Source organism: Caulobacter segnis (genome assembly GCF_023935105.1).
Lineage (GTDB): Bacteria > Pseudomonadota > Alphaproteobacteria > Caulobacterales > Caulobacteraceae > Caulobacter > Caulobacter segnis_B.
Genome location: NZ_CP096040.1, coordinates 1557323 through 1579811, shown reverse-complemented (window position 1 = coordinate 1579811; position 22489 = coordinate 1557323). Strand labels below are relative to the sequence as shown.

The 22489-nt window shown below is 69.1% G+C and carries 14 protein-coding genes; 9 read left to right on the top strand and 5 right to left on the bottom strand.

Features of this window, described 5'->3' with window-relative positions; genetic code table 11:
* Positions 1-108 precede the first annotated feature (108 nt).
* On the bottom strand, positions 109-3021 hold the full coding sequence (locus MZV50_RS07710; protein WP_252633835.1) for a TonB-dependent receptor: 2913 nt from the start codon (positions 3019-3021) through the stop codon (positions 109-111).
* Positions 3022-3613: 592 nt separating this feature from the next.
* On the opposite strand from MZV50_RS07710, the gene MZV50_RS07705 reads away from it, so the two are divergent.
* The 3 genes from MZV50_RS07705 to MZV50_RS07695 are packed head-to-tail and all read left to right on the top strand — an operon-like array spanning position 3614 to position 6962.
* Complete coding sequence (locus MZV50_RS07705) at positions 3614-4828, top strand: oligosaccharide MFS transporter (RefSeq protein WP_252633834.1); 1215 nt, start codon at positions 3614-3616, stop codon at positions 4826-4828.
* A gap of 2 nt (positions 4829-4830) precedes the next feature.
* Positions 4831-6018: a glycoside hydrolase family 88 protein gene (locus tag MZV50_RS07700; RefSeq protein WP_252633833.1), complete on the top strand. Its 1188-nt coding sequence runs from the start codon at positions 4831-4833 to the stop codon at positions 6016-6018.
* Positions 6015-6962, top strand: coding sequence for an ROK family protein (locus MZV50_RS07695; protein ID WP_252633831.1), 948 nt, complete (start codon positions 6015-6017; stop codon positions 6960-6962). The genes MZV50_RS07700 and MZV50_RS07695 overlap by 4 nt, the downstream gene beginning before the upstream one ends.
* Here the strand turns inward: MZV50_RS07695 and MZV50_RS07690 are convergent.
* The 3 genes from MZV50_RS07690 to MZV50_RS07680 form a co-directional block, all read right to left on the bottom strand.
* The gene (locus MZV50_RS07690) at positions 6916-8007 is read right to left on the bottom strand and encodes a LacI family DNA-binding transcriptional regulator (RefSeq protein WP_252633830.1); all 1092 of its coding nucleotides are present in this window, start codon (positions 8005-8007) and stop codon (positions 6916-6918) included. The two genes, MZV50_RS07695 and MZV50_RS07690, sit on opposite strands and share 47 nt — an antisense overlap.
* A 79-nt stretch (positions 8008-8086) precedes the next feature.
* Positions 8087-9796, bottom strand: coding sequence for a glycoside hydrolase family 43 protein (locus MZV50_RS07685; RefSeq protein WP_252633828.1), 1710 nt, complete (start codon positions 9794-9796; stop codon positions 8087-8089).
* Positions 9793-11706: a glycoside hydrolase family 97 protein gene (locus MZV50_RS07680; RefSeq protein ID WP_252633826.1), complete on the bottom strand. Its 1914-nt coding sequence runs from the start codon at positions 11704-11706 to the stop codon at positions 9793-9795. The genes MZV50_RS07685 and MZV50_RS07680 overlap by 4 nt, the downstream gene beginning before the upstream one ends.
* 274 nt (positions 11707-11980) lie before the next feature.
* Here MZV50_RS07680 and MZV50_RS07675 point away from each other — a divergent pair, with 274 nt between their 5' ends.
* Entirely contained in the window at positions 11981-13009 is a 1029-nt protein-coding gene (locus tag MZV50_RS07675) for a LacI family DNA-binding transcriptional regulator (protein WP_252633825.1), read from the top strand.
* On the opposite strand, the gene MZV50_RS07670 is transcribed toward MZV50_RS07675, so the two are convergent.
* Positions 13006-15072 carry a TonB-dependent siderophore receptor gene (locus MZV50_RS07670; RefSeq protein WP_252633824.1) on the bottom strand — a complete coding sequence of 689 codons (2067 nt, stop codon included), beginning with the start codon at positions 15070-15072 and terminating at the stop codon, positions 13006-13008. The two genes, MZV50_RS07675 and MZV50_RS07670, sit on opposite strands and share 4 nt — an antisense overlap.
* A gap of 48 nt (positions 15073-15120) precedes the next feature.
* Here MZV50_RS07670 and MZV50_RS07665 point away from each other — a divergent pair, with 48 nt between their 5' ends.
* The 5 genes from MZV50_RS07665 (at position 15121) to MZV50_RS07645 (ending at position 22481) form a co-directional block, all read left to right on the top strand.
* Positions 15121-16296, top strand: a complete 1176-nt coding sequence (locus tag MZV50_RS07665) for a DUF1624 domain-containing protein (protein WP_252633823.1) — start codon at positions 15121-15123, stop codon at positions 16294-16296.
* A gap of 94 nt (positions 16297-16390) precedes the next feature.
* Entirely contained in the window at positions 16391-18715 is a 2325-nt protein-coding gene (locus MZV50_RS07660) for a TonB-dependent receptor (RefSeq protein WP_252633822.1), read from the top strand.
* A complete protein-coding gene (locus tag MZV50_RS07655) occupies positions 18712-19290 on the top strand; it encodes a hypothetical protein (protein ID WP_252633821.1) in 579 nt (192 codons plus the stop codon). Before MZV50_RS07660 ends, MZV50_RS07655 begins: the two co-directional genes overlap by 4 nt.
* Complete coding sequence (locus MZV50_RS07650; RefSeq protein WP_252633820.1) at positions 19290-20810, top strand: PepSY-associated TM helix domain-containing protein; 1521 nt, start codon at positions 19290-19292, stop codon at positions 20808-20810. The genes MZV50_RS07655 and MZV50_RS07650 overlap by 1 nt, the downstream gene beginning before the upstream one ends.
* A 171-nt stretch (positions 20811-20981) precedes the next feature.
* Positions 20982-22481, top strand: a complete 1500-nt coding sequence (locus MZV50_RS07645; RefSeq protein WP_252633819.1) for an MFS transporter — start codon at positions 20982-20984, stop codon at positions 22479-22481.
* The last annotated feature ends 8 nt before the right edge of the window (positions 22482-22489 follow it).

Sequence of the window (22489 nt, the reverse complement as noted above, 5' to 3'; positions counted from 1 at the left end):
GGATCGCCTTAAGCGCGAGTGCGGACGCCCATTTCCGAGTTACACCCAAAAAAGAAGGGCGCCGTCCGAAGACGACGCCCGCAGGGGGGAGGTGTGGCGCCGAAAGGATCAGCCGCCGAACTTGTAACGAAGGCTCAGGCCGTAGATCCGGCCGTTCATGAAGTACTGGCGCAGGATGTCGGTGTCGTAGCCGTTACCCGGCTCGCCGACGTAGCGGATGGGCGCCTTGTTGGTCAGGTTCGAGGCCGTGACCGACAGCGAGAGGTCGTCACGCAGGTTGATGTTCACCGAGGCGTCCAGCAGGCCGTAGCCCTTCAGGTAGCGGCCATCGATCGGGTTGGCCGAGACGCCGAACAGCACATAGTCGGAGCGATAGGTGTAGACGAGGCGGGCCGAGACGCGCTTGTTCTCGTAGAGGCCGGCCAGGCTCCAGTTGCGGTCCGACTGGAACGGCTGGCGGACATTGACCTTCACGCCCGACAGCAGCACCGGCAGCTCGGTCTTGACCCAGGTGTACGACCCCTGGACCCCGAAATTGTGCAGGAAGTCCGGGACAAAGTCGTAGTCGAAGAAGGTCTGGGCCGCGAGTTCGACGCCCTTGGCGTAGCCGGGATCGGCGTTGACCGAGGTGGTGATCCGGTACTGGCCGGTCGCGCAGTTGTTGGGCGTGGCGCCGGTATAGGCCGGCGCCGTCGCCACGGTCTGACAGTTCTCGACGCCCAGGGCGAAGCCCGCCACGTCCTTGTAGAACACCGCCGCCGAGGCGTAGGCCGACTTGCTGAAGTATTTCTCTAGCGACAGGTCGTAGCTGGTGGCGCGCAGCGGAGCCAGATTGGCGTTGCCTTGCGAGCCCGTGCCGTTGGTGACGTTGGCCACGACGGTCGGGTTGATGTCGCCGACGCTGGGACGGGTCATGCCCTTGCCGAAGCCGAAGCGCAGTAGCAGGTCGTCCTGGATATAGCCGGTGATGTTCAGGGTCGGCAGGACGTCGGTATAGCTGTTGGTCTTGTTGTTCGGGACGATCACGGCCACGCCGCTGCTGGAGTCGGTGACCTGGGCCTGGGCGTCCAGCTCGGTGCGCACGACACGAACGCCGGCATTGCCGCGGATGCGGTCGTTCAGGAACGCGAAGTCGACGACGCCGTAGCCGGCATAGGTCTGTTCGACGGCCTTGCGGCGCGACAGCAGCACCTCGGGGATCGAGTCCTCGGCCGGTATGCCCGCCAGCGGGAAGCGGTTGCGGACATTGTCGCCCAGCAGGCTGTCGGGATTGAAGGTCAGGAAGCCGCCGGAATAGCCGGCCTCGCCGTCGAACCAGTTGGTGTGCGAGCCGGCGACCAGATCCTGGACGCTGCTGGCCAGGATGCCGTTCGACTGGTTGGCCGTCAGGCCCAGCCCGTCGGTCGTCAGGTTCTTGCCGCTGTAGGAGTAGTTGTAGAAGCGCGACTTTTTCCGGTAGTAGCGCGCCCCGAACTTCACGGCCTCGAAGACGCTGTCGTGGATCCGCAGCTTGCCGTCGAATTGGGCGGCGTAGCCCACGTCGTCATAGATGTTCTCGGTGCCGTTGGCGTAGGTCCCCAACACCCAGTTGGCCGGGTTCGACAGCGACGGACCGCTGATCGCGACCTTCTGCGGCAGGCCCACGGTGCGGGTCACGTCCCAGGTCAGACCCGCGCGCGGGACCATGGCCACCGAACGGTTGTCCTGCTCCTGGTCGGCCTTCACGTACGAGACGTCCAGCTTCAGATCCAGGTCGTCGGTCGGCGCCCACTTGGCCCCGCCGGCCAGGATGTAGGTTTCATAGAGGCGGTGTTCGTCACCGCCGGTCGAGGTGAAGCTGGAGCCCAGGAACGTGCCGCTGGCGAAGCGCTGGCCGGCCAGGGAGACATCCTCGCCGCCGTTGCGGTTGCGGCTGGTCAGGCCCTCGGTGGTGCTGAAGGCGCTGGTCTGCAGACCCTGGACATAGCGGCTGTCGGCGCCGTTCAGGAACCGATAGCCCTGGTGGTAGAGGTAGGAGTTGTAGTTGCCGTCGACATAGATCTCGAGGCCCGCGCGCGGCTTCCACTGGAAGGCGCCCGACACGCCCTTGCGGGTGCGCTGGATGTCTTCCTCGTTTACGTTGATCTGCACGCCGGCCATGTTGACCAGGCCCGCGCGCTGGGCGGCCGTGAGGGCCAGCGGATCGGCGACATCGGCCAGGAACGAGACGTCGCTGCGGCCGGCATAGGCCTGGTTGTAGGCGGCGTTGCCGATGTACTCGGCGCTGTCGGCGCGGATCACCCGGCGCAGGTTGGCGCCGCCAGGGCCCGGGGCGTTGTCCGAGCGGTTCCAGCTCTTCTGGTAGTTGGCCGCCAGCAGCAGGCCCATCTCGCCGGCGCCGGTGTTCCAGCGTTGCGACAGCAGGGCGAAGTATTCCGGCTGCCACGACTTGACCATGTCGTTGTAGCGGCCCGAGATCGCCGCGCTGCCCGAGAAATCGGGCAGGTCCAGCGGCTTGCGGGTCTTGATGTCGATCAGGCCGCCGATGCCGCCCTCGATGTGCTCGGCCGAGGGGTTCTTGTAGACGTCCAAGCCGGCGATCATGCCGGGGATGGCGCCCTCGATGTTGAACTCGCTGCCGCCGGCGGTGAAATACGAGCGGCCGTCGACCTGCGAGGCCGTCTGGCCCGACAGGCCCCGGATCGTCAGGCCCGAGCCCACGCCCACCGGCGAGGCGCCCTCGCCGCCGTAGCGATAGCCCTGCACGCCCGGGATCCGGGTCAGGGTCTCGGCCACGTTGGGGTCGGGCAGCTTGCCGATGTCCTCGGCGCGGATGGAGTCGACCACCTCCATGGTGTTCTTCTTCATCTGCACGGCCGACTGCAGGCTCTGGCGGATGCCGGTGACCACCACCTCCTCGACGGCGGCGTCGCTGGGGGCGGCCGTGGCCGGAGTTTGAGCTTGCGCCTGGGTGGCGCTGGCGGCCAGCAGGGCGACGGCGGACGCCGTCAGCCAGAGGCGATATTGGTTTTGCGTCTTCATGGTCTCCCCTCCCGTGAGACACGCGCCGACTCTGTGGCCGGCGTCGAGTCTTCCAAATGCGTTTCGCCTCGCGGCGTGTTTCCGTTGAAAAGTCTGGGCGCGGATCCGCGCCGGTTTCACTCCCTGACGAGCCTTGGGCGCGCCGCGCCGGACCCGTTCGATACGCTCGGCTCTACTGGCCGCGCCGTTTTGATATCGTTATCAATCCCACCTTGGCAAGCCCATTAGTCAGACAAATGAGCCGAACTGATATCGTTATCACAAACTTGTGAGGCGCGACCCAAGCGAGCGGTCGACACCGCCTCACCCGAGGTTGATGGCCGGCCGCCTCCACGACACCAGTCCACAAAAGAAGGGGCGTCGGACCGGCCGACGCCCCGTCGGCTTACTCAGCCTCATGCAGGGAGGGTGTCCCGGAGGACGATAGCTTGATATCGATATCATATTTTCCTTGCAAGCCTTCTGAAAAGCGCCATCCGACAGGCGATTTTTGTTGGTATCGTTATCAGGTTGATCTATGAGCGAAGGGTTCGATCTGGAATCCGGCCGCCAAAGCAGCGGCCCATTCCCGGACGAGGGGAGACGCCAGGCCATGGGTTTGAAAAAGAACTACGCGCTGCTCAGCGCCTTCCTGTTCCTGTACTTTTTCGCCCAGGCCATGAGCATCTCGCTGCTGGCCCTGTGGCTCAAGACCACCCTGAATCTGACCGGCGCCCAGACGGGCGTCGTGTTCGCGGCCAACTCGTTCTTCGCCATGGCCTCGCAGCCGATCTACGGCTTCGTCTCGGACAAGGTGGGCCTGCGCAAGACCATCCTCTGGACGGTCGGTGTGCTGGTCCTGATGTCGGGCGCCTTCTTCGCCTTCGTCTACGGCCCGCTGCTCAAGGTAAACCTGCTGCTCGGCGCGATCGTCGGCGGGGTCTATCTGGGCGTCACCTTCTCGGCCGGCAGCTTCGCGATCGAGTCGTATGTCGACCGCGTGGGCCGCAAGTACGGCTTCGAATACAGCCGCGCCCGCCTGTGGGGCTCGCTGGGCTTCGCCTTCGCGGCGTTCTTCTCGGGCCGGCTGTTCAACATCGACCCGATGATCAACTTCGCCCTGGCCTCGGTCGCGGGCCTGCTGCTGCTGCCGCTGCTGGCGATCACCAAGATCGAGGCCAGCGACGACGAGCGCCGCAGCTCCGACAACCTCAGGCTCGCGGACGCCCTGGCCATCCTGAAGCTGCCCAAGTTCTGGGGCTTCATGGTGCTCATCCTTGGGGTGACCAACCTCTATTTGGTCTACGACCAGCAGTTCCCCGCCTACTACGCCGCGCAATTCGCCGATCCGAAACAGGGCGCGGCGATGTTCGGCTACCTCAATTCGGCGCAGATCTTCGTCGAGGCGGGGATGCTGTTCGTGGCCCCGTTCATCGTCAACCGGATCGGGGCCAAGCGCGGCCTGCTGCTGGCGGCGGCGATCATGATCATACGCATCACCGGATCGGGCCTGGTCACCGGGCCATGGGCGATCTCGGCGATGAAGATGCTGCACGCGATCGAGCTGCCGATCCTGGCCGTGTCGATCTTCCGCTACATCGCCTTCCACTTCGAGGCCCGCCTGGCCTCGACCCTCTATCTGGTGGGCGTCAGCTTCGGCCACTCGCTGGGCCTGACCATCCTGTCGCCGATCGTCGGCAAGAGCTACGACCTGATCGGCTTCCCGCACACCTACCTGCTGATCGCCCTGGGCGCGGCGGCCTTCTGGCTGGCCTCGCTGTTCAGCCTGTCTCCCACGCCGCGCGCCGCTGGCGCCAAGGTCTCCTGAGCATGTCCGCTTCCCTTCGCGAGCCGATCGCTCGCGCCCCCGAGATCCTGCGCAGTCCCCGCCTCGACCGGGCTCGGCTGGACGCCATCCTGGCCGCCGTGCTGGCGCGGATCGACGACAACCTGGCGGTCTTCACCGACGCCTTCCCCGCCCCCTCCAGCGAGGGCGGCGTCTATCCGGCCATCGACAACATCGAATGGACCAACGGCTTCTGGACCGGGATGCTGTGGCTAGCCTTCGAGGCCAGCGGCGAGGCGCGCTATCGCGCGGCGGCCGAACGCCAGGTGCGCAGCTTCAAGCATCGCATCGATCACCGGATCAATGTCGACCACCACGACCTGGGCTTCCTGTATTCACTATCTTGCGTGGCGGCCTGGAAGGTGACCGGGGACGCTTGCGCCCGCGATGCGGCCATCCAGGCCGCCGACGCCCTGCTGGACCGCTTCCTGCCGACCGCAGGGATCATCCAGGCCTGGGGCGACCTCTCCAACCCGGCCGAGGCGGGCCGGATGATCATCGACTGCAACCTCAATCTCCCCCTGCTCTACTGGGCGGCCGAGGTGACCGGCGACCGCGAATACGCCAAGGCCGCCAACCGCCACATCGACCAGGCCGCGCGCCACATCGTCCGGCCCGACGCCTCGACCTTCCACACCTTCTTCATGGACCCGGCCACCGGCGCGCCGCTGCGCGGCACGACCCACCAGGGCTTCAGCGACAGCTCGTGCTGGGCGCGGGGCCAGGCCTGGGGGGTCTCGGGCTTCCCGCTGGTCCATCGCTACAACGCCGATCCGGCGCTGATCGACACGGCCGCGCGGCTGGCCAACTACTTCCTCAACCGCTTGCCGGATGACCTGATCTGCTGCTGGGACCTGGTCTTCACCGACGACAGCCAGCCGCGCGACAGCTCCGCCGCCGCCATCGCCGCCTGCGGCCTGCTGGAGCTGGCCCGCGCCCTGCCGCTGGGCGATCCCGACCGCGCGACCTACGAGGCCGCCGCCCTGGCCATGGTCGAGACGCTGGGCCAGCACTACCTGCTGCCCGAGGGCCCGCCCGGGACCGGCGTCCTGGCCCACGCGGTCTATCACATGCCCAAGGGCGTCGGCGTCGACGAGGCCTGCCTCTGGGGCGACTACTTCTTCCTCGAGGCGCTGGTGCGCCTGACCCGCGTCTGGGAGCCCTACTGGTGATCCAGATCGGCGTGGATTTCGGCGGCACCAAGGTCGAGGCCGCCGCCCTGGACGCTTCGGGGCAAGTGCTGGCCCGCGCCCGCGCGCCCAACCCCGGCGCCTATGACATGGCGATCGCCCTGGTCGGCGACCTCGTGGCCCGGATGGAGCGCGAAGTCGGCCAGCGTGGCTCCTTGGGGATCGGCGCGCCGGGCTCGATCTCGCCCTCGACCGGCATGATGCGCAACGCCAACTCGCTGTACCTGAACGGCCGGCGCTTCCGCGAGGACCTGTCCGAGGCCCTGGGCCGGTCCGTGCGCCTGGCCAACGACGCCAACTGCCTGGCCTTGTCCGAGGCCGTCGACGGTGCGGCCGCCGGCGCCAAGGTCGCGTTCGCCATCATCCTGGGCACCGGCTGCGGCGGCGGTCTGACGGTGGACGGCAAGCTGATCGAGGGCCTGAACGGCATCGCCGGCGAATGGGGCCACATCCCCCTGCCCTGGCCCACCGCCGACGAACGCGAGGGCCCGGCCTGCTGGTGCGGTCAGCGCGGCTGCCTGGAGATGTGGATCTCGGGCACGGGCCTGCGCCACGACTTCCGCCAGGCCGCCGGTCAGGACCTGCCCGGCGAGGCGATCATCGAGCGCTTCAGGGCCGGTGAGCCGCAGGGGACCGCCGCCTTCGAGCGGTTTCTGGACCGGCTGGGCCGCGCCGTGGCCGTGCTGTGCAACATCGTCGACCCGGATGTGATCGTGCTGGGCGGTGGCCTCTCGAACGTCGCCGAGATCTACGACCGTCTGCCGGCCCTGATCGCGCCGCGCGTCTTCTCCGACCAGTGGCGCGCCAAGATAGCGCCGGCCGTCTGGGGCGACGCTTCGGGTGTGCGCGGGGCCGCGCGGCTGTGGTCGCTGGAAGAGCTCAGCGCTCTGGAACAGGCCCCGACGAGCCACGCTCGATCAGGGTGAACTTCATCAGATGATGGTTGGGGGCCGGCGCGTCGCCGGCCTTGCGGGCCCGGATCTCCTCGGCGATCAGCGCCACCGCCGTGCGCCCCATGGCGGCGATCGGCTGGTGGATGGTGGTCAGCTCGGGCCAGACCGTGGTCGCCACCGCCGTGTCGTCGAAGCCGCAGACGGTCAGGTCGCGTGGCACGGCGATCTGGCGACCGTGGGCCACGGCCAAGGCGGCGGCGGCCATGTCGTCGTTGCTGGCGAAGATCGCCGTCGGCCGCGCCGCGCCGTCCAGCAGTGTCTCGGCCGCCGCCAGGCCCGAGCGATAGGTAAAGAGGCCCTCGGCCACCCAGTCGTCGCGGATGGCGATCCCGGCCTCGGCCATGCCGGCCAAGAAGCCCTCGAAGCGGACCTCGGTCGGGGTGTGCAGCGGGTCGCCCTTGATGAAGGCGATGTCGCGGTGGCCTAGGGCGACCAGCCGCCGCGTCATGGCCAAGGCGCCCGCGTAGTCGTCGATCCGAACGCACGAGACGTCGTCCATCGGCCGCGCCGTGGCCAGGGCCAACACCGTGACGCCCTCCGCCAGCAGCCGGTTGATGGTCGGTCGGGAGTCGCACAGCGGCGGCGGCAGGATCACCCCGTCCACGCCCGAGGCCAGCAGCCGCTCGACCGCGGCCTGCTGCCCCGCCAGACCCTCGCAGCGCTCCAGCAGCAGGTGCCCGGCCATCTTGGAGCTCTGCTCCAGCCCACCGACCATGATCTCGGACAGGTACGAGGCCGAGGGGTTCGAATAGAGGATGCCGATCCGCGCCGCCGTCGACTGCGAGCGCGTGGCCCGGGCCGCGACATTGACCTGGTAGTTCAGCACGCTGACCGCCGCCTCGACCTTCTCGCGCATCGCCGGGCTGACATTGGCCGCGCCCCGGATCACCCGGGAGACCGTCATCGAGCCGACCCCGGCATGGCGCGCCACGTCGTGGATGGTGATGGGCCGCGCCGGCTTGTCCGCCTTGGGCGTCGCATGCCGCTTCGGGGCCTTGGTCTCGCGTGTTCCGGTCAAGCGCCCTCGCGATTGATGACGATAACAAAGACAGTCCATAGCAGGCGCCGGCGCGGGATCAAATCGCCGGCGTCGCCGTCTAGGGACCGACCTGGAAGTTCTCGACGTCCGCCCAGCCGATCCGGGTGGAGGTGTTCGACGGCGTTCCGGCCGGCGCCTGGGCGAACACGCCCATCTGCGCGCCGACCCAGCGGCCGGGCTTGCTGACGAATGGCTCGCCCACCGGCTGGTAGGTCACGCCGTCCAGGCTGTAGCTGAAGCTCACCTTGGCGTGGACCGAACGCAGCATCGAGGGCCAGAACGGCGTGAAGCCCGGCGGCGGCTCGGCCACCGTCGTCGGCTCGGCCGACAGGCGCAGCCACACCGTGTCAGGCGCCTTCTCCAGCACCGTCGTCTCGCGCTGCGGCTTGGAGGCGTCAGCCCCCGGGCGATCGACGCGGACTAGCGACAGCCCATCCTTGCCGTTGCGCAGGCCAATCCAGGCGTAGTCGGCGCCGAACATGACCAGGCCCGCCTGCTCGCCCACGGCGCGCGGCGTCAGGGTCAGCCTGGTGGTGGCGGTGAAGCGCTCGGCCGGCAGCTTCTGGGTCAGGACGGCGCCGGCCTCCCACAGGTTCTCCGAGCCCGAGATCGACTTCAGGCGCAGCTTGCCCGGCGCGGCCTTGAAGTCGGCCCAGTCGGCCTGCGCGTTCGAATTCCACTGCCAGCCCAGGTTCAGCTTGCCGTCGAACGCATCGCTGTCGACGGGGGCGGTGATCGCCGGGGCGGCGGCGCTCTTGGGCTTCTTGTGGACCAGCACCGGCTCGCCGATGCCGTCGCCGTCCGCATCCGCGCCGATCACCGGCCAGCCGCCCTTCCAGACCATCGGCTCCAGCCAGACGCGACGGCCGTAGGAGTCGTAGTCCTGGAAATGCAGGAACCAATCCTCGCCGGTCGGGGTGGTGACCCAGGCGCCCTGGTGCGGGCCGTTGACCTCGGTCTTGCCCTGGTCCAGCACGTCGCGGCCCTCCCAGGGACCGGTCAGCTTGCGCGACCGGAACACGCCCTGCCAGCCGCCCTTCACGCTGCCCGAAGGGGCGAAGACGTAGTACCAGCCGTCGCGCTTGTAGAGCTTGGGCCCCTCGGTGGTCATCCACGGGAACGGTCCGCGCGAGGTCTTCACCGGCGGCAGGGTGTCGGCCTCGATGATCTTGAGTCGCTCGCCCACCGCCTTGTCGCCGGCGGCGTTCAGACGGCGCAGGCTGATGACGTTGGCGAAGCCGGCGCGCGAGCGGGCCCAGCCATGGACCATCCAGCCCTGGCCGTCGTCGTCCCAGAACGGCGCGGGATCGATCATGCCCTTGGCGTCGTCGACCAGCACCGGCTCGGACCACGGCCCGGCCGGGTCCTTGGCCGTGACCAGAAACACCCCGAAGTCCGGATCGGGGTAGTAGATCATGAACTTGCCGCCGTGATGCCGGATGGCCGGGGCCCAGACCCCGCCACCGCGCCGGGGCGTCCTGTGGTGGGCGACGGGCGGGATGTCGGTCAGGGCGTGACCGATCAGCGTCCAGTTGACCAGGTCGGTCGAACGCAGGATCGGCAGGCCCGGGGTGTTCGTGAACGACGAGGCGGTCAGGTAGTAATACGGGCCCACCCGCACCACGTCGGGGTCGGAATAGTCTCCGGCCAGCACCGGGTTGCGATAGGTCCCGTCGCCCTGGTCGGGCAGCCAAGCCTTTTGTTCGGCCGCCAGGGCCGGCGATGCGCTCAGCAGGACCAGGGCCAACAGGATCGATCGCTTCTTCATGCCCCGGTCTCAGCCGCTTCGAAGAGCACGGCTTGGCCGCCGCTGGGCTTGAGGTCAAGGGTCAGGATACCGGTCCCATCCACGCGGCTTTCGGAGACCATCACCGGCGTCTGGTTCGCCGGGGCGCCGGCCTCGCCGTCGGCGAACACCCGCGCCCGGCGCGTTCCCTTGCCCAGGAAATCCAGCGGGATCTTCAGCACGCGCGGCGTCTCGTTGGTCATCGCGCCCAGGAACCAGCGATCGCCGCTGCGGCGGGCCACCACGACGTACTCGCCGATCTTGCCGGCCAGGGCCCGGGTCTCGTCCCAGGTCGTCGGGCATTCGTCGAACCAGGCCAGCTCCGGCCATGGCTTGCCCGCGTATTTCTCGGGCGCGTCGTACCAATAGAGGAAGGTCAGCGGGTTATAGTAGACGGCCGCCATCGCCAGCTGGTGGGCGTTGGTCGTCTGGTTGCGCGCGTGGGCGTAGCAGATGGTGTAGTCGATCGGCCCCGCCACGGCCCGGGTGAACGGCAGGGTGACGTTGTGGCGCGCGGTCGGGAACTGCTCGTTGCCGCGCACGCCCTCCAGGGCGACGTAGTTGGGATAGGTCCGCTCCAGCCCGGCCGGACGCAGGTTGTCGTGCAGGTTCACCAGCAGCTTGTGCTCGCCGCACGCGCGGACCAGGTCGGCGATGAACCGGTTGTCCGACTGCCGCCCTTCCCAGACGAAGCCGAACTTGATCCCCGCCACGCCCCAGGCCTTGTAGGTGGCCAGGATGGCGTCGCGCTGGCGCATGACCGGCACGCGGTCGACATAGAGGATGACGCCCAGCCCCTTCGCGCGCGCCGCGGCGACGATGGCCGGCATGTCCAGGGCCGGAATGGCCTGGGTGGCGTCACTGGGGTCGGTGCCGTCGCCGTACCAGTGGGCGTCGAACTCGATGTAGTCGAGCTTGCGTGCGGCGGCGAAGGCGATGACGTCCATCGTCCCGGCCATGCCGTAGGGCTTGCGCACCCGCACCGCGCGGCCTGGCTTGATCCACGAGACGTCGCCCAGGCGATTGGGACTGGCCAGGGTGGTGATCAGGTCGGCGCGCTCGACCAGGCCCGCCTCGTTGTCGGCGACCACCAGCACGCGCCAGGGGCTGGCCTGGCCGACCGCGAAGTCGAAGCTGTCCTCGGGCGGCGTGTCGCCGGGTCCCGAATAGCCGTCGGCCCGGGCCGGATAGCGCATCATGTGCGTCACCAGGGTCCCACCCTGGGCCCTCAGCATGGCGCGGGGATAGTCCAGGCGGTCGGACTCGGCGATCAGCACCGCCGCGCCGGGGACCAAGGCGGTCACCGGCAGGTCGGCCATCGTCTCCTTGTCCGAGCTGGCGGTCAGGGCCGGATGCGGCGCGGGGCCGACGTCCGCCGAGGCGGTCCGATAGTACTCACCCTCGTCGCGGCTGGCGTAGACGACGGTCCGAGGTGGCAGGACGAAGCCGGTCGCCTCGCCTTTCAGCTTCAAGGCCCCGCCAGGCGCGTGACGCAGCACGTAGCGGACCGCGCAGCCGCGGTCATAGGCCCGCGCCACCACCGCGAAGCGCACGCCGGTGTCGGGCTGGACGAACTCGACCGTCAGCTCCGAGCAGGTCTGGTCGTAGCGTCGGCGGATCCCATAGGGCGGAACCCAGTCACCACCCTCGCGCCGGCGGCTGCTCCCCGCGACACGCGCGCCATGACCCAGGCGTTGGCCGTCGGCCGTCACCAGGCCCATCGGGCTGGCGGCCAAGATCGGCTTGCTAGCGCGCGTCACGCTCCAGACCGGCCCCTTCGCGCCCAGGCCCAGTCGCAGGCGAAGGCGGCCGTCCGGCGAGACGATCTCGTGTCCGTCGCCCTTGGCCCAGGCCGGGCCGGCCAGCAGCGCCGCGCCGGCTCCGGCCAGCACCCCGCGCCGCGCGGGACCACGGCCATTCGCTTTTCCGGATTTCGCAGGATCTGTTCCCGACACGCTTCTTCCCCAACGGCTTTTCGTTCACGCCGACGGCTCGCGGCGGCGATTTGTGATAACGATATCAGAACCGACTACGACGACCTTGGCAAGCCATCGTCGACAGGCGGCGGCGATCCGCGCGCGAGCGCTTGGACAGGGAGGCGCCGACTTCGATAGAGTGCCGACCAGGCGCGCCCATGAGAGAGTCGCGCCAATTGCGAGGGCGATCTTGAGCGGACAGCGGCGGCACACGCCCACCATCCATGACGTGGCGCGCCACGCGGGGGTCTCGTCGATGACGGCCTCGCGGGTGGTCAACGACTATCCGCATGTCAGCGCCCAGGTCCGCGAGCGGGTCAACGCGGCGATCCAGACCCTGGGCTATCGCCCCAACGCCCTGGCCCGCGCCACCCGCACCGGCATCGCCCAGATCGGCCTGCTCTATTCGAACCCGAACTCGTCGAACCTCAGCAACTTCCTCATGGGCGCGTTCAAGGAAGCCAGCGCCAGCGGCAGCCAGCTGCTGATCGAGCCGACCCCGGCCCACCCGACCCCACTGGCCGCCGTGCGCAAGCTGGTCGAGGCGGGGGTGCGGGCCATCGTCCTGCCGCCGCCGCTGTGCGACGATCCGGAGGTCTTCGCCTATCTCGAGAGCGAGGGCGTGCCCTCGGTCAGCTTCGCCACCGCCGCCCCGCGTCCCGACAAGGCCTCGGTCTTCGTCGACGACTACGAAGGCGCGCGGATGATGACCCGGCACCTGATCGACCTGGGCCATGTCGACATCGCGTTCATCCGTGGCGACGCCCGGCACTCCACCGCCCGCCGCCGCGAGGACGGTTTCCGCGCGACCATGGCCGAGGCGGACCTGAAGGTTCCCGACGCCTTCGTGGCCGAGGGCGACTTCACCTACCGCTCGGGGCTGGACGCCGCGCGCCAGCTGCTGGGCGCGGGCAAGCGCCCCACGGCGATCTTCGCCGCCAACGACGACATGGCCGCCGCCGTCAGCGCGGTGGCTCACGGCCTGGGCCTGGACGTGCCCAGCGAGCTCAGCATCGGCGGCTTCGACGATACGCCCGTGGCCTCCACGGTGTGGCCCGAGCTGACAACCATCCGCCAGCCGATCGCCGACATGGCCGCCACCGCCGTGTCGATGGCCGCCAACCTCGCCCGGCACGATGGCGACGACGAGACCTCGCGCCACGTCAACGCCGAGCTGACCCTGGTCCCGCGCGCCTCGACCGCCGCCCCGAAAGCCTAGAGCCGAGCCCGCAGCGTCGCCCGCACCGTGCGCGGCGCGCCCGGGAACACCCAGACCGGGCTGTAGCTGCTCTGGGCGTAGTGCGCGTCGAACAGGTTGTCGACGTCCAGCCTCAGGTCGAGGCCGGGGGTCAGGCCGTACGCGAGCGCCGCCTTGGCCTTCCAGTAGGCTGGCAGCCGCAGCCCGCTACCGTCCAGCGCCCCGGCCCGATCGCCGACATAGGCCGCGCCGAGCGTCAGCGACCAGGTGGTCCCGCGTCCGGTGTCGAACCGCCCGACCGCGAAGGCGCCACCCTGGTGCTCGGGCACGTCCAGCACGTCGGGCGTGGCGAAGGCGACGTCGTCGGCCCGCGCGCGGGTCCAGGCGTAGTTGACCACCACCTTCCAGGCGGCCGTGACCTCGAACGCGCCGTCGAGCTCGACGCCCTTGCTGGTCAGCCTGCCGACCGGAGCCAGGAAGCTGGCGTCCACCGGGTCGTTGGCCAGGATGTTGCGCTTGTCGATGTCGAAGGCGGTGACGGCCAGGTCGACGCCCGGCCAGGCCCCGGCGAGGCCCAGCTCCCAGCCCTTGCCTTCTTCCGGCGCGAAGTCCTGGCCGTTCCGGCCGGTGCCCGAGTTCAGCAGGAACGAGCGGCCGTAGCTGGCGTGGGCGGTCCAGGCGTCGCCCAGCCGATAGCGCGCCGCCAGGCGGTAGTCGACGGGCTGGTCCTTGGTCTCGCCGACCGCGCCGGTGCGGTTGTTGCGGATCTTCTGGCGGTACGCGTCGGCCCGCAGACCGGCGACCAGGCTGAGCTTCTCCGAGACCTGCCACAGGTCCTGGACGTAGAGCGTCGCCACCTTCCGGGTCTCGCGGTTGTCGGTGAACGGCAGCAGCGACAGGGCCTGGCCGCCGTAGACGGGATTGTCGATGTCGATCGCGTGGGGCGCCGTAGCGCTGGGGTTCCGGCGCAGCAGCTTCTCGCGATAGTCCATCGTATAGCCCTTGAGCCCGACGCCCAGTCGGTGCGCGCCGACGCGGCCGTTCAGCTCGATCCGGCCCGACAGGTCCTCGACCGTGTAGTCGCGCTCGCGCCGCTGACGCCACAGCGTACGGCCCACCAGCCGCGACTGGTCGCTGGAGAAGCCGTGCATGGAGCCCTCGCGCCAGGCCGCGCCGGCGGTCAGGGTCCAGTCGGATGACAGGCGGGCCTCGCTCGTCAGCTGCTGACGCTCATTGCGGAAGCGTGTCGTCCCATCGCCTGGCTCGCCGTAGAAGCGCGAGCGCGGCAGGGCCAGCGCGTCACCGTTCACCGCCGGCACGCCGCGATCGAACGGCGCGTCGAAGGTGGTGAATTCGCCGACATAGATCACCCTCAGGGCGTCGCTCGGCTTCCAGGTCAGGGACGGCGCCACGGCCCGGCGATGCAGGTCGACATGATCGCGCCAGCCGTCGCTCTTCTCGTCGGCGACGACAAGGCGGCCCGCGACGGTCTCGCCCAGCGATCCGGTGACATCGACCTCGCCCCGGCGCAGGCCGAACGAGCCGACCGTGGCCGCGACGCTGGCGGCGCGGTCGAACCGGGGCGTCTTGGAGACGATGTTGACGCGGCCGGCCGGATCGATGTCGCCGAACAGCGCGCCGGCCGGCCCCTTCAGAATCTCGATCCGCTCGGCCGTGGCCGGGTCACGGGGCGGGGCCAGGCCCCGGTTGGCCAGGAAGCCGTCGACATAGTACTCGGCCCCGCCGTCCGGCGTGCCCAGGAAGCCCCGGATCGCGAAGTTGTCCATGAAGCCGCCGCGGTTGTTCTGCTGGCTGACGCCGCTGGTCAGCTCCAGGGCGTCGGCCAGGCGACCCGCGCCGACCGCGTCCAGCAGATCGCGCTCGACCGAGCGGCTGGACGGCGAGGTCGCCTGGGTGACCTCGCCCGCCCCCAGGGTCAGGTCGCGTGGCGCGCCGCGTCGGCCCAGGATGACGATCTTCCCCACCGCATGGGCCTCGGGCTCGACGGCGACGGCCGTATCGGCCGAATCCGGGGCGGCCAGGGCCAGCAGGCACGCGCTCGCGCAGCTCCACGACAGGGGCAAGGAGAAACTCCGTTGTAATGTTATTTCATAACAGCTACGCAATGGACCATGACGCTGTCAACCACCTCCTCGCTGGGCGCTTCGGCCGCCGGCCGTATCCGCTCGATCGACGCCCTGCGCGGCCTGGTGATGCTGCTGATGATGGTCGACCACGTGCGGGAGTTCTTCTTCATCCACGCCCAGGTCTCCGACCCGATGGACGTGGAGAAGACCGAGCCCGCCCTGTTCTTCACGCGCCTGGCCGCTCACTTCTGCGCGCCAGTGTTCGTGGCCCTGACAGGCCTGGGCGCGTGGTTGTATGGCCAGAAGCAGGGCGGCGCGGAACGGGGCCATGGGGCGGCCTCGGGCTTCCTGTTGAAGCGCGGTCTGTTCCTGGTGGCGCTGGAGCTGACCCTGGTCAGCTTCGCCTGGAGCTTCTCGCTTACGCCCAAGACGATCTATCTGCAGGTCATCTGGGCGATCGGCCTGTCGATGATCGCCCTCTCGGCGCTGGTCCGCCTGCCCCGTCTCTGGCTGATCGCGGTCGGCCTGGTGATCGTGCTGGGTCACAACCTGCTGGATCCGATCACCGTCGCGCCCGAACAGCCCGACCACGCGCTCTGGGCGGTGCTGCACGATCGCGACTTCATCGAGCTGCCCTGGGGCGCGCGGGCTCGGACCTCGTATCCGCTGCTGCCCTGGATCGGCGTGGCGGCGCTGGGCTACGCCATCGGGCCCTGGTTCGTTCGCGCCTGGTCGGAACGTCGCGACCGCCTGGTCCTGGCCGGCTTGGCCATGCTGGTCCTGCTGTCGATCCTGCGCGCGACGAACCTGTACGGCGAGCCGCTGGCCTGGAGCGTCGGGTCCAGCCCCGGAAGGACGGTCATGAGTTGGCTGAACTTCACCAAGTACCCGCCATCGGCCGACTTCCTGCTGCTGACCCTGGGCGTCGGCGCCCTGATGCTGGCGGCTTTGGAGAAGGCGCCCGCCCGTCTGGTCGGCGCGCTGGCGGTGCTGGGCGCCGCCCCGCTGTTCTTCTACCTGATCCACCTCTACGCCCTGCACCTGCTGCAGCTGGCGGCGCGGCTGGCGTTCGGTCCCAACCAGGGCGAGACCTGGGCGCTGCCCGGCGTCGGCGCGATCTGGCTGCTGGCGGTGCTGGTCGCGATCCCTTGCTGGTTCGCCTGCCGCTGGTTCGGCCCCGTCAAGCGCGCCAGTCCCTGGCCGTGGATGCGCTATTTGTAGATCGTCACGCCCCATGATTATGCGAATGAGATTGACTCGCATAATCAAGCCAAAGTAAGCGCCCTCCCACGGGTTTTGTGGCGGGGATAGTTTGATGAAGCGGATGTTGCTGGCGGCCAGTGCGCTCGGTCTCTTTGCGGCGCACGGCGCCTGGGCGGCCGAGACCGCCCCGATGGCGACGGCCGACGATCAGGCGACCGCCGTCGAGGCCGTGGTCGTCACCGGCGAGAAGTCGAATCGCAGCCTGCAGCAGACAGTCACCAGCGTCGCGGTGACCACCGCCGCCCGGATCGAGCGCGAGAACATCCAGACCTTCTACGACGTGGTCGCCCGCACAGCGAACATGAGCGAGACCTACGGCAAGACCGGCTTCACGATTCGCGGCGTCAGCAACATGAACGTCTCGGGCGGCGGCACCGGCGGCCTGGCGACCATCTATGTCGACGGCGCGGCTCTGCCGATGGAGGCCACCTACAGCGGCCCGCTGGAGATGTGGGACATCGGCCAGGTCGAGGTGCTGCGCGGACCGCAGTCGACCCTGCAGGGCCGCAATTCGCTGGCCGGCGCGGTGATCATCACCTCGGCCAACCCGACCCAGACCTTCCAGGGCCGCGCCCGCGTGAACATCGCCAGCGGCGACGAGCGCACCTTCGCCCTGGCCGTCAGCGGTCCGATCGTCCAGGACCAGCTGGCCTTCCGCGTCGCGGCCGAGAAGAAGGACAGCGACGGCTTCATCTACAACCCGACCCTGAAGCGCGACATCGACGCGGTCGACAATCTGTACATCCGCGGCAAGCTGCTGTTCACGCCCACCGCCCTGCCGGGCCTGCGGGCGATGCTGACCGTGGCCCACAACGATCGCGACGCGGGCTACCAGTTCACCTATTCGCGCGTCGACCGGCCCGACTACTACAAGCACCGCATCGACCTGTCGGGCGACCCAAGCCGCACCAAGGCCAAGACCGACATCCTGACCGCCGACATCTCGTACGCGCTCACCGACAAGCTGACCCTGAACGCCATCGCCTCGTTCAACACGGTCAAGACCGACGCCACCTACGACATCGACTTCCTGCCGGCGCGGACCTCGTACGGCCAGCACAACCAGGACACCGACACCACGTCGCAGGAGCTGCGGCTGAACTATGAGGGCGAGCGGCTGAAGGGCCTGATCGGCCTGTGGCATTCCCAGCGCGACACCCAGGACTTCCTGGCCAGCCAGGTCAATGTCGCCTTCCCGCGCGCCACCCTGGTCAGCGTGCTGACCTCGACCCTACTGGCCGGCGCGCCGTCGCCCACCGCCGCCCAGCAGGCCGCCGCCGCGGCCCAGGCCAACGCCTTCGCGAACCTCTACATCGCCGCCCTGCCGGTGGTGCCGGTCAGCTACGCTGGCGACCAGCCCAACCAGGTCGAGACCAGCGCCATCTTCGCCGACGCCAGCTTCGCCCTGACCGACAGGCTGACCCTGCTGGGCGGCTTCCGCTACGACCACGAGAAGAACACCATCGCCACGACTCAGAAGGCGACCTTCACGGGGACCTATCCCAGTCCGGCGGCCTTCGGCGCCTATGCGCCCTACGTGACCCAGGTGAACGCCTTCGTGGCCAACATGGTCGCCCAGGCCGGCTCCAACGCCCCCGCCGACACCCGCACCTTCAACGCCTTCTTGCCCAAGGTCGGGCTGAAGTACGCCTGGACGCAGGACATCAGCACGAGCCTGACGGCACAGCGGGGCTATCGCTCGGGCGGCTCGACGGTGAACCAGGCGCGCTCGACCGTCGTCGCCTACGATCCGGAATACACCTGGAACTACGAGGCCTCGCTGCGCACCGCCTGGCTGGACGGCAGCCTGACGGTCAACGCCAACGCCTTCTATGTCGACTGGACCGACCAGCAGGTGACGGTGAACCTGGGCTTGAACAGCTACGACTTCCAGGTCGAGAACGCCGGCAAGTCGCACCTCTACGGCTTCGAGGCCGAGATCGCCCAGCGGGTGACGCCGCAACTCTCCTGGTACGCCTCGCTGGGCTACACCCGGACCAAGTTCGACGCATTCACCGTCAGCAGCGGCTCGGACACCCGCGACCTGTCGGGCTCGGAATTCCCCTACGCGCCGCATTGGACCCTGGCGGCGGGCGCCGACTATCGCTGGGACAACGGCTTCATCGCCCACCTGGACGGCAACTACCGCGCCAAGGCCTATTCGGAGGCCGGGATGGTCCAGAGCCAGGACGGCGTGGTCAAGTCGCGCCTGCTGTTCAACGGACGCTTCGGCTATGAGCGCGAGCACTGGGGCGCGTACGTCTATGGCAAGAACCTGCTGAACGCGACGTACAGCCAGTACGACCGCGCCGACGCCGGCGTGGCCCTGCTGAGCGAGCCGCGCATCGTTGGTCTGACGCTGGAGACCCGCTGGTGAGCGCCTCTCTCGACAGCGCGCTCTGGGGTCTGGCCCTGGCGCCCTTGCCACTGGCGGGGACATACCTGCTGAAGCGCGCCTGGGACACTGCGGGCCCTGAGCGGCCCAAGTTCATCCTGGCCGGCTGGAGTCTGCTGGTCCTGGCCATCGCCGCGTCGGTCCCGCTGATGGGCCCAGGGCGCGGTCCCTTCGCCATGCTGGCCCTCGGCTCGGCCGTCGCCCTGGCCCTGGTGGCCGCCGGCGTCGAGCGCCGCAACGCCAGGAAGAAGGCCCAGCGCGAACTGGCGCCGGAGCCGTCCGACCGCCGCCGCGTGGTCTGGCGCGGCTGGCTGCGCGGCTTCCTGGCCGGACCGCTGGCCGGCATCGCCGCCCTGGGCTGCGGCCTGGCCGTGGCCATCTGCGCCCCCGGCCAGATCCAGAGCCGGATGGTCATCGGCGGACTGATGGTGCCGTTCCTGTGGGCGGGCGGCATGGCCTGGACGCTGTCGGACGACAAGATCCTGCGCGCCTTCGCCGTGCTGGCCGGCGTGTCGGTCGTCACCCTGGGCGCGGCCTTCCTGAAGGGAGCCCTGTGATGGACGGCTCGACCACCGCGCCCGCGAAACCGACCAGGCCCGGGACCGCCGGCAAGCCGATCTGGCCCAAGGTTCCCGCCGAATTCGTCCGCGCCATGCTGGCCGGCCACTCGGCCCTGGGCCTGGCCTTCGCGGCGCTGATCTACCTGGTCTGCTTCTCGGGTTCGATCGCCGTCTTCACCTACGAGTACGGCCGCTGGGAGCAGCCGTCCGGCCCAGTGCTGCACGAGGTCACGCCCCAAGCCGCCGACACCGCCTTCCGCGCGGTGCTGGCCAAGAATCCCAAGGCCCACGACCTCTTCGTCCGCCTGCCCGAGCCGTCCCATCCCCGCCTGACCGTGCACGGCGACGACGCCAAGGGCGGCGAGCACACCTGGATCGCCGACGCCTCCGGCAAGCTCGTGGCCGACGAGAAACAGCCCTGGACCGAGTTCCAGGCCGAGCTGCACACCGTCCTGCACCTGCCCCGCGCCTGGGGCGGCTTCATCGTCGGCCTGACGGGCGTGGCCCTGCTGTCCTCGCTGGTCTCCGGCGTGCTGTCACACCCGCGCGTCTTCAAGGACGCCTTCGCGTTCCGCTGGGGTGGCTCCAAGCGCCTGCAGGAGGCCGACCTGCACAACCGCATCTCGGTCTGGGGGCTGCCCTTTCACCTGGTGGTCTCGCTGACGGGCGCCTTCCTGGGCCTGACGGTGATCATCGTCGGCGTTCTGGCCGTCGCCACCTTCAAAGGCGACACCAGCAAGGCCTACGCCCTGTTCCGAGGCCCGACCGTCAAGGACGACCCGCGCCCGGCCGCCAAGGTCGTCGACGTTGCCGCGATCCTAACCACGCTACAAGCCCGCTATCCGAACGCGCGCCCGAACTATCTCTTCATCGAGCACCCCGGTGAAACCGGCCAGCACGCCAGCGTCAATCTGGTCACCCAGGGCCGCCTGTCGCGCGGCGAGACAGTGGTGGTCGACGGCGCCGGCAAGATCCTGGGCGAGGTCGGCTATGAAAGCGGTTCGGTCGGCATGCGCGTCCTGTCGACCATGACCCCCTTGCACTTCGGCTGGTTCGGCGGCTGGCCCGTCAAGGTCGCCTATCTGCTGCTGGGCTTGGGGCTGACGGCGGTGACGTCCAGCGGCGTCGCCATCTGGCTGGCCCGTCGCCGCGACAAGGGCCGGCCGGCCCCGCGCTGGGAGCGGGTGTGGATCGCCTTCGTCTGGAGCCAGCCCGTGGCCTACGCCTTCTCGGCCCTGGTGTCCCTGCTCTCGCCCACCCCGCCCGTCGTCGCGGTCTGGGGCCTGGCCACCCTGGCGGCCTGCGCCTCGGCCGTCGTGGGAACGCCGGCCGGAATCTCCCTGGCCCTGCGTCGGATCAGCGCCGGCTTGATCGCCCTCGTCGCCGTGACCCACGCAGGCTTCCACGCCGGCCAGATGGCCGACCCGATCGGCTGGATCGTCGACGCCGCCCTGCTGGCGACGGCCATGATCCTGGCCGCCTCGACGCTGAAGACCTTCCGTCGCGCCGAAGCCTGAGATCCGACGACGGAGCAATCGAAAGCGCGTTCCTCCCCTACCCCCGCGGCCGGCAAGGGCCTATGTGGGGGCCTGGGAAGGAACGCCGTCGCTCGTCGAGTCAAAGTCCGTGCCTGATCGCCCGCCTTCCGCCGCCCCGCCGATCGTGATCCGCAAGGAGGCCGCGCGGAGATGGTGAGGTTGCGCCGGCGCGGCCTGGCGTCGATCAATTCCGAGATCCGCGACGGCATCGTCCCCGCCGCCAGCGGCGTGACCGTCACCCCCGAAGCCCCGGTCAGCGCAGCGCCCAAGGCCCGCGACTACCGCATCGTGGCGATGATCATCGCCTGTGCGCTCTTCATGGAGCAGATGGACGCCACGGTGCTGGCGACGGCCCTGCCGACCATGGCCCGCGACTTCGGCGTCCCCGCCCCCAGCCTCAGCTCGGCCCTGACCGCCTATCTGCTGGCGCTAGCGATCTTCATCCCGGCCAGCGGACGCATCGCCGACCGCTTCGGGGCCAAGTCCGTATTCCGTCTAGCCATCGTCATCTTCGTCGCCGGCTCGGCGCTGTGCGGCCAAGCGACCAACCTGCCGTTCCTGATCCTCGCCCGCTTCCTGCAGGGCATGGGCGGCGCGATGATGATCCCGATCGGACGCCTCGTCCTGCTGCGCTCGGTGGCCAAGCAGGACATGGTCTCGGCCACGTCGTGGCTGATCATGCCGGCCCTGATCGGCCCGATCATCGGTCCGCCGATCGGCGGCTTCATCGTCACCTATCTGGACTGGCGGTGGATCTTTTATCTGAACATCCCGATCGGCGTGTTGGGCCTGGTCCTGGTCACCCTGTTCATCGACGAGGTACGCGGCGAGAAGCCGGCGCGGACCGACATCACCGGCTTCCTGCTGTCGGGCGTGTCGCTGGGCTGTCTGCTGTTCGGCTTCGAGATGACCAGCCGTAGCGGCGAACTAGTCAACGCCCTGATGCTGATCGCCATCGGCCTGGCCTCGGGCGCCCTCTACATCCGCCACGCTCGGCGGCGTGAAGCGCCGATCCTGGACCTGAGCCTGATGAAGGTTCCATCGTTCCGGCTGTCGGTGATCGGCGGTTCGCTGACCCGCATCACCCAGGGCGCCCAGCCGTTCCTGCTGCCGCTGATGCTGCAGCTGGGTTTTGGCATGAGCGCGGCGGTCAGCGGCACGATCACCATCGCCGGGGCCATCGGCTCCCTGGCGATGAAGAGCCTGGCCCCGCGCCTGCTGCGGCGCTTCGGTTTCCGCGACAGCCTGATCGTCGGCGGCCTGGCGGCGACGGCGGGCTACGCCATCTGCGGCTTCTTCAGGCCCAGCTGGCCGACGCCGCTGATCTTCCTGACCCTGATGGCCAGCGGCTTCTGCATGTCGTTCCAGTTCACCGCCTACAACACCATCGCCTATGACGAGATCCCGCCCGAGCGGATGAGCGCGGCGACCAGCTTCTACGCCACCTTCCAGCAGCTGATGCTGTCCTTGGGCGTCTGCACCGGCGCGCTGGCGCTGCACGTCGGCATGCTAGCCGGCGACCGCGCCGCGCCCCGGCTGGGGGACTTCACGGTCGCCTTCCTGATCGTCACGGCGATCTCGGCCTCGGCGACGATCTGGAACCGCCGCTTCGACAAGGACGCCGGCGCCGAGCTCAGCGGTCGCCGCTAGAGCCGCCT

What these genes read in the sequence shown, in the direction of transcription:
- MZV50_RS07710 (WP_252633835.1), bottom strand. Translation starts at nt 3,021, where the DNA reads ATGAAGACGCAAAACCAATATCGCCTCTGGCTGACGGCGTCCGCCGTC.
- MZV50_RS07705 (WP_252633834.1), top strand. Translation starts at nt 3,614, where the DNA reads ATGGGTTTGAAAAAGAACTACGCGCTGCTCAGCGCCTTCCTGTTCCTG.
- MZV50_RS07700 (WP_252633833.1), top strand. Translation starts at nt 4,831, where the DNA reads ATGTCCGCTTCCCTTCGCGAGCCGATCGCTCGCGCCCCCGAGATCCTG.
- MZV50_RS07685 (WP_252633828.1), bottom strand. Translation starts at nt 9,796, where the DNA reads ATGAAGAAGCGATCGATCCTGTTGGCCCTGGTCCTGCTGAGCGCATCG.
- MZV50_RS07665 (WP_252633823.1), top strand. Translation starts at nt 15,121, where the DNA reads ATGACGCTGTCAACCACCTCCTCGCTGGGCGCTTCGGCCGCCGGCCGT.
- MZV50_RS07660 (WP_252633822.1), top strand. Translation starts at nt 16,391, where the DNA reads ATGAAGCGGATGTTGCTGGCGGCCAGTGCGCTCGGTCTCTTTGCGGCG.
- MZV50_RS07650 (WP_252633820.1), top strand. Translation starts at nt 19,290, where the DNA reads ATGGACGGCTCGACCACCGCGCCCGCGAAACCGACCAGGCCCGGGACC.
- MZV50_RS07645 (WP_252633819.1), top strand. Translation starts at nt 20,982, where the DNA reads ATGGTGAGGTTGCGCCGGCGCGGCCTGGCGTCGATCAATTCCGAGATC.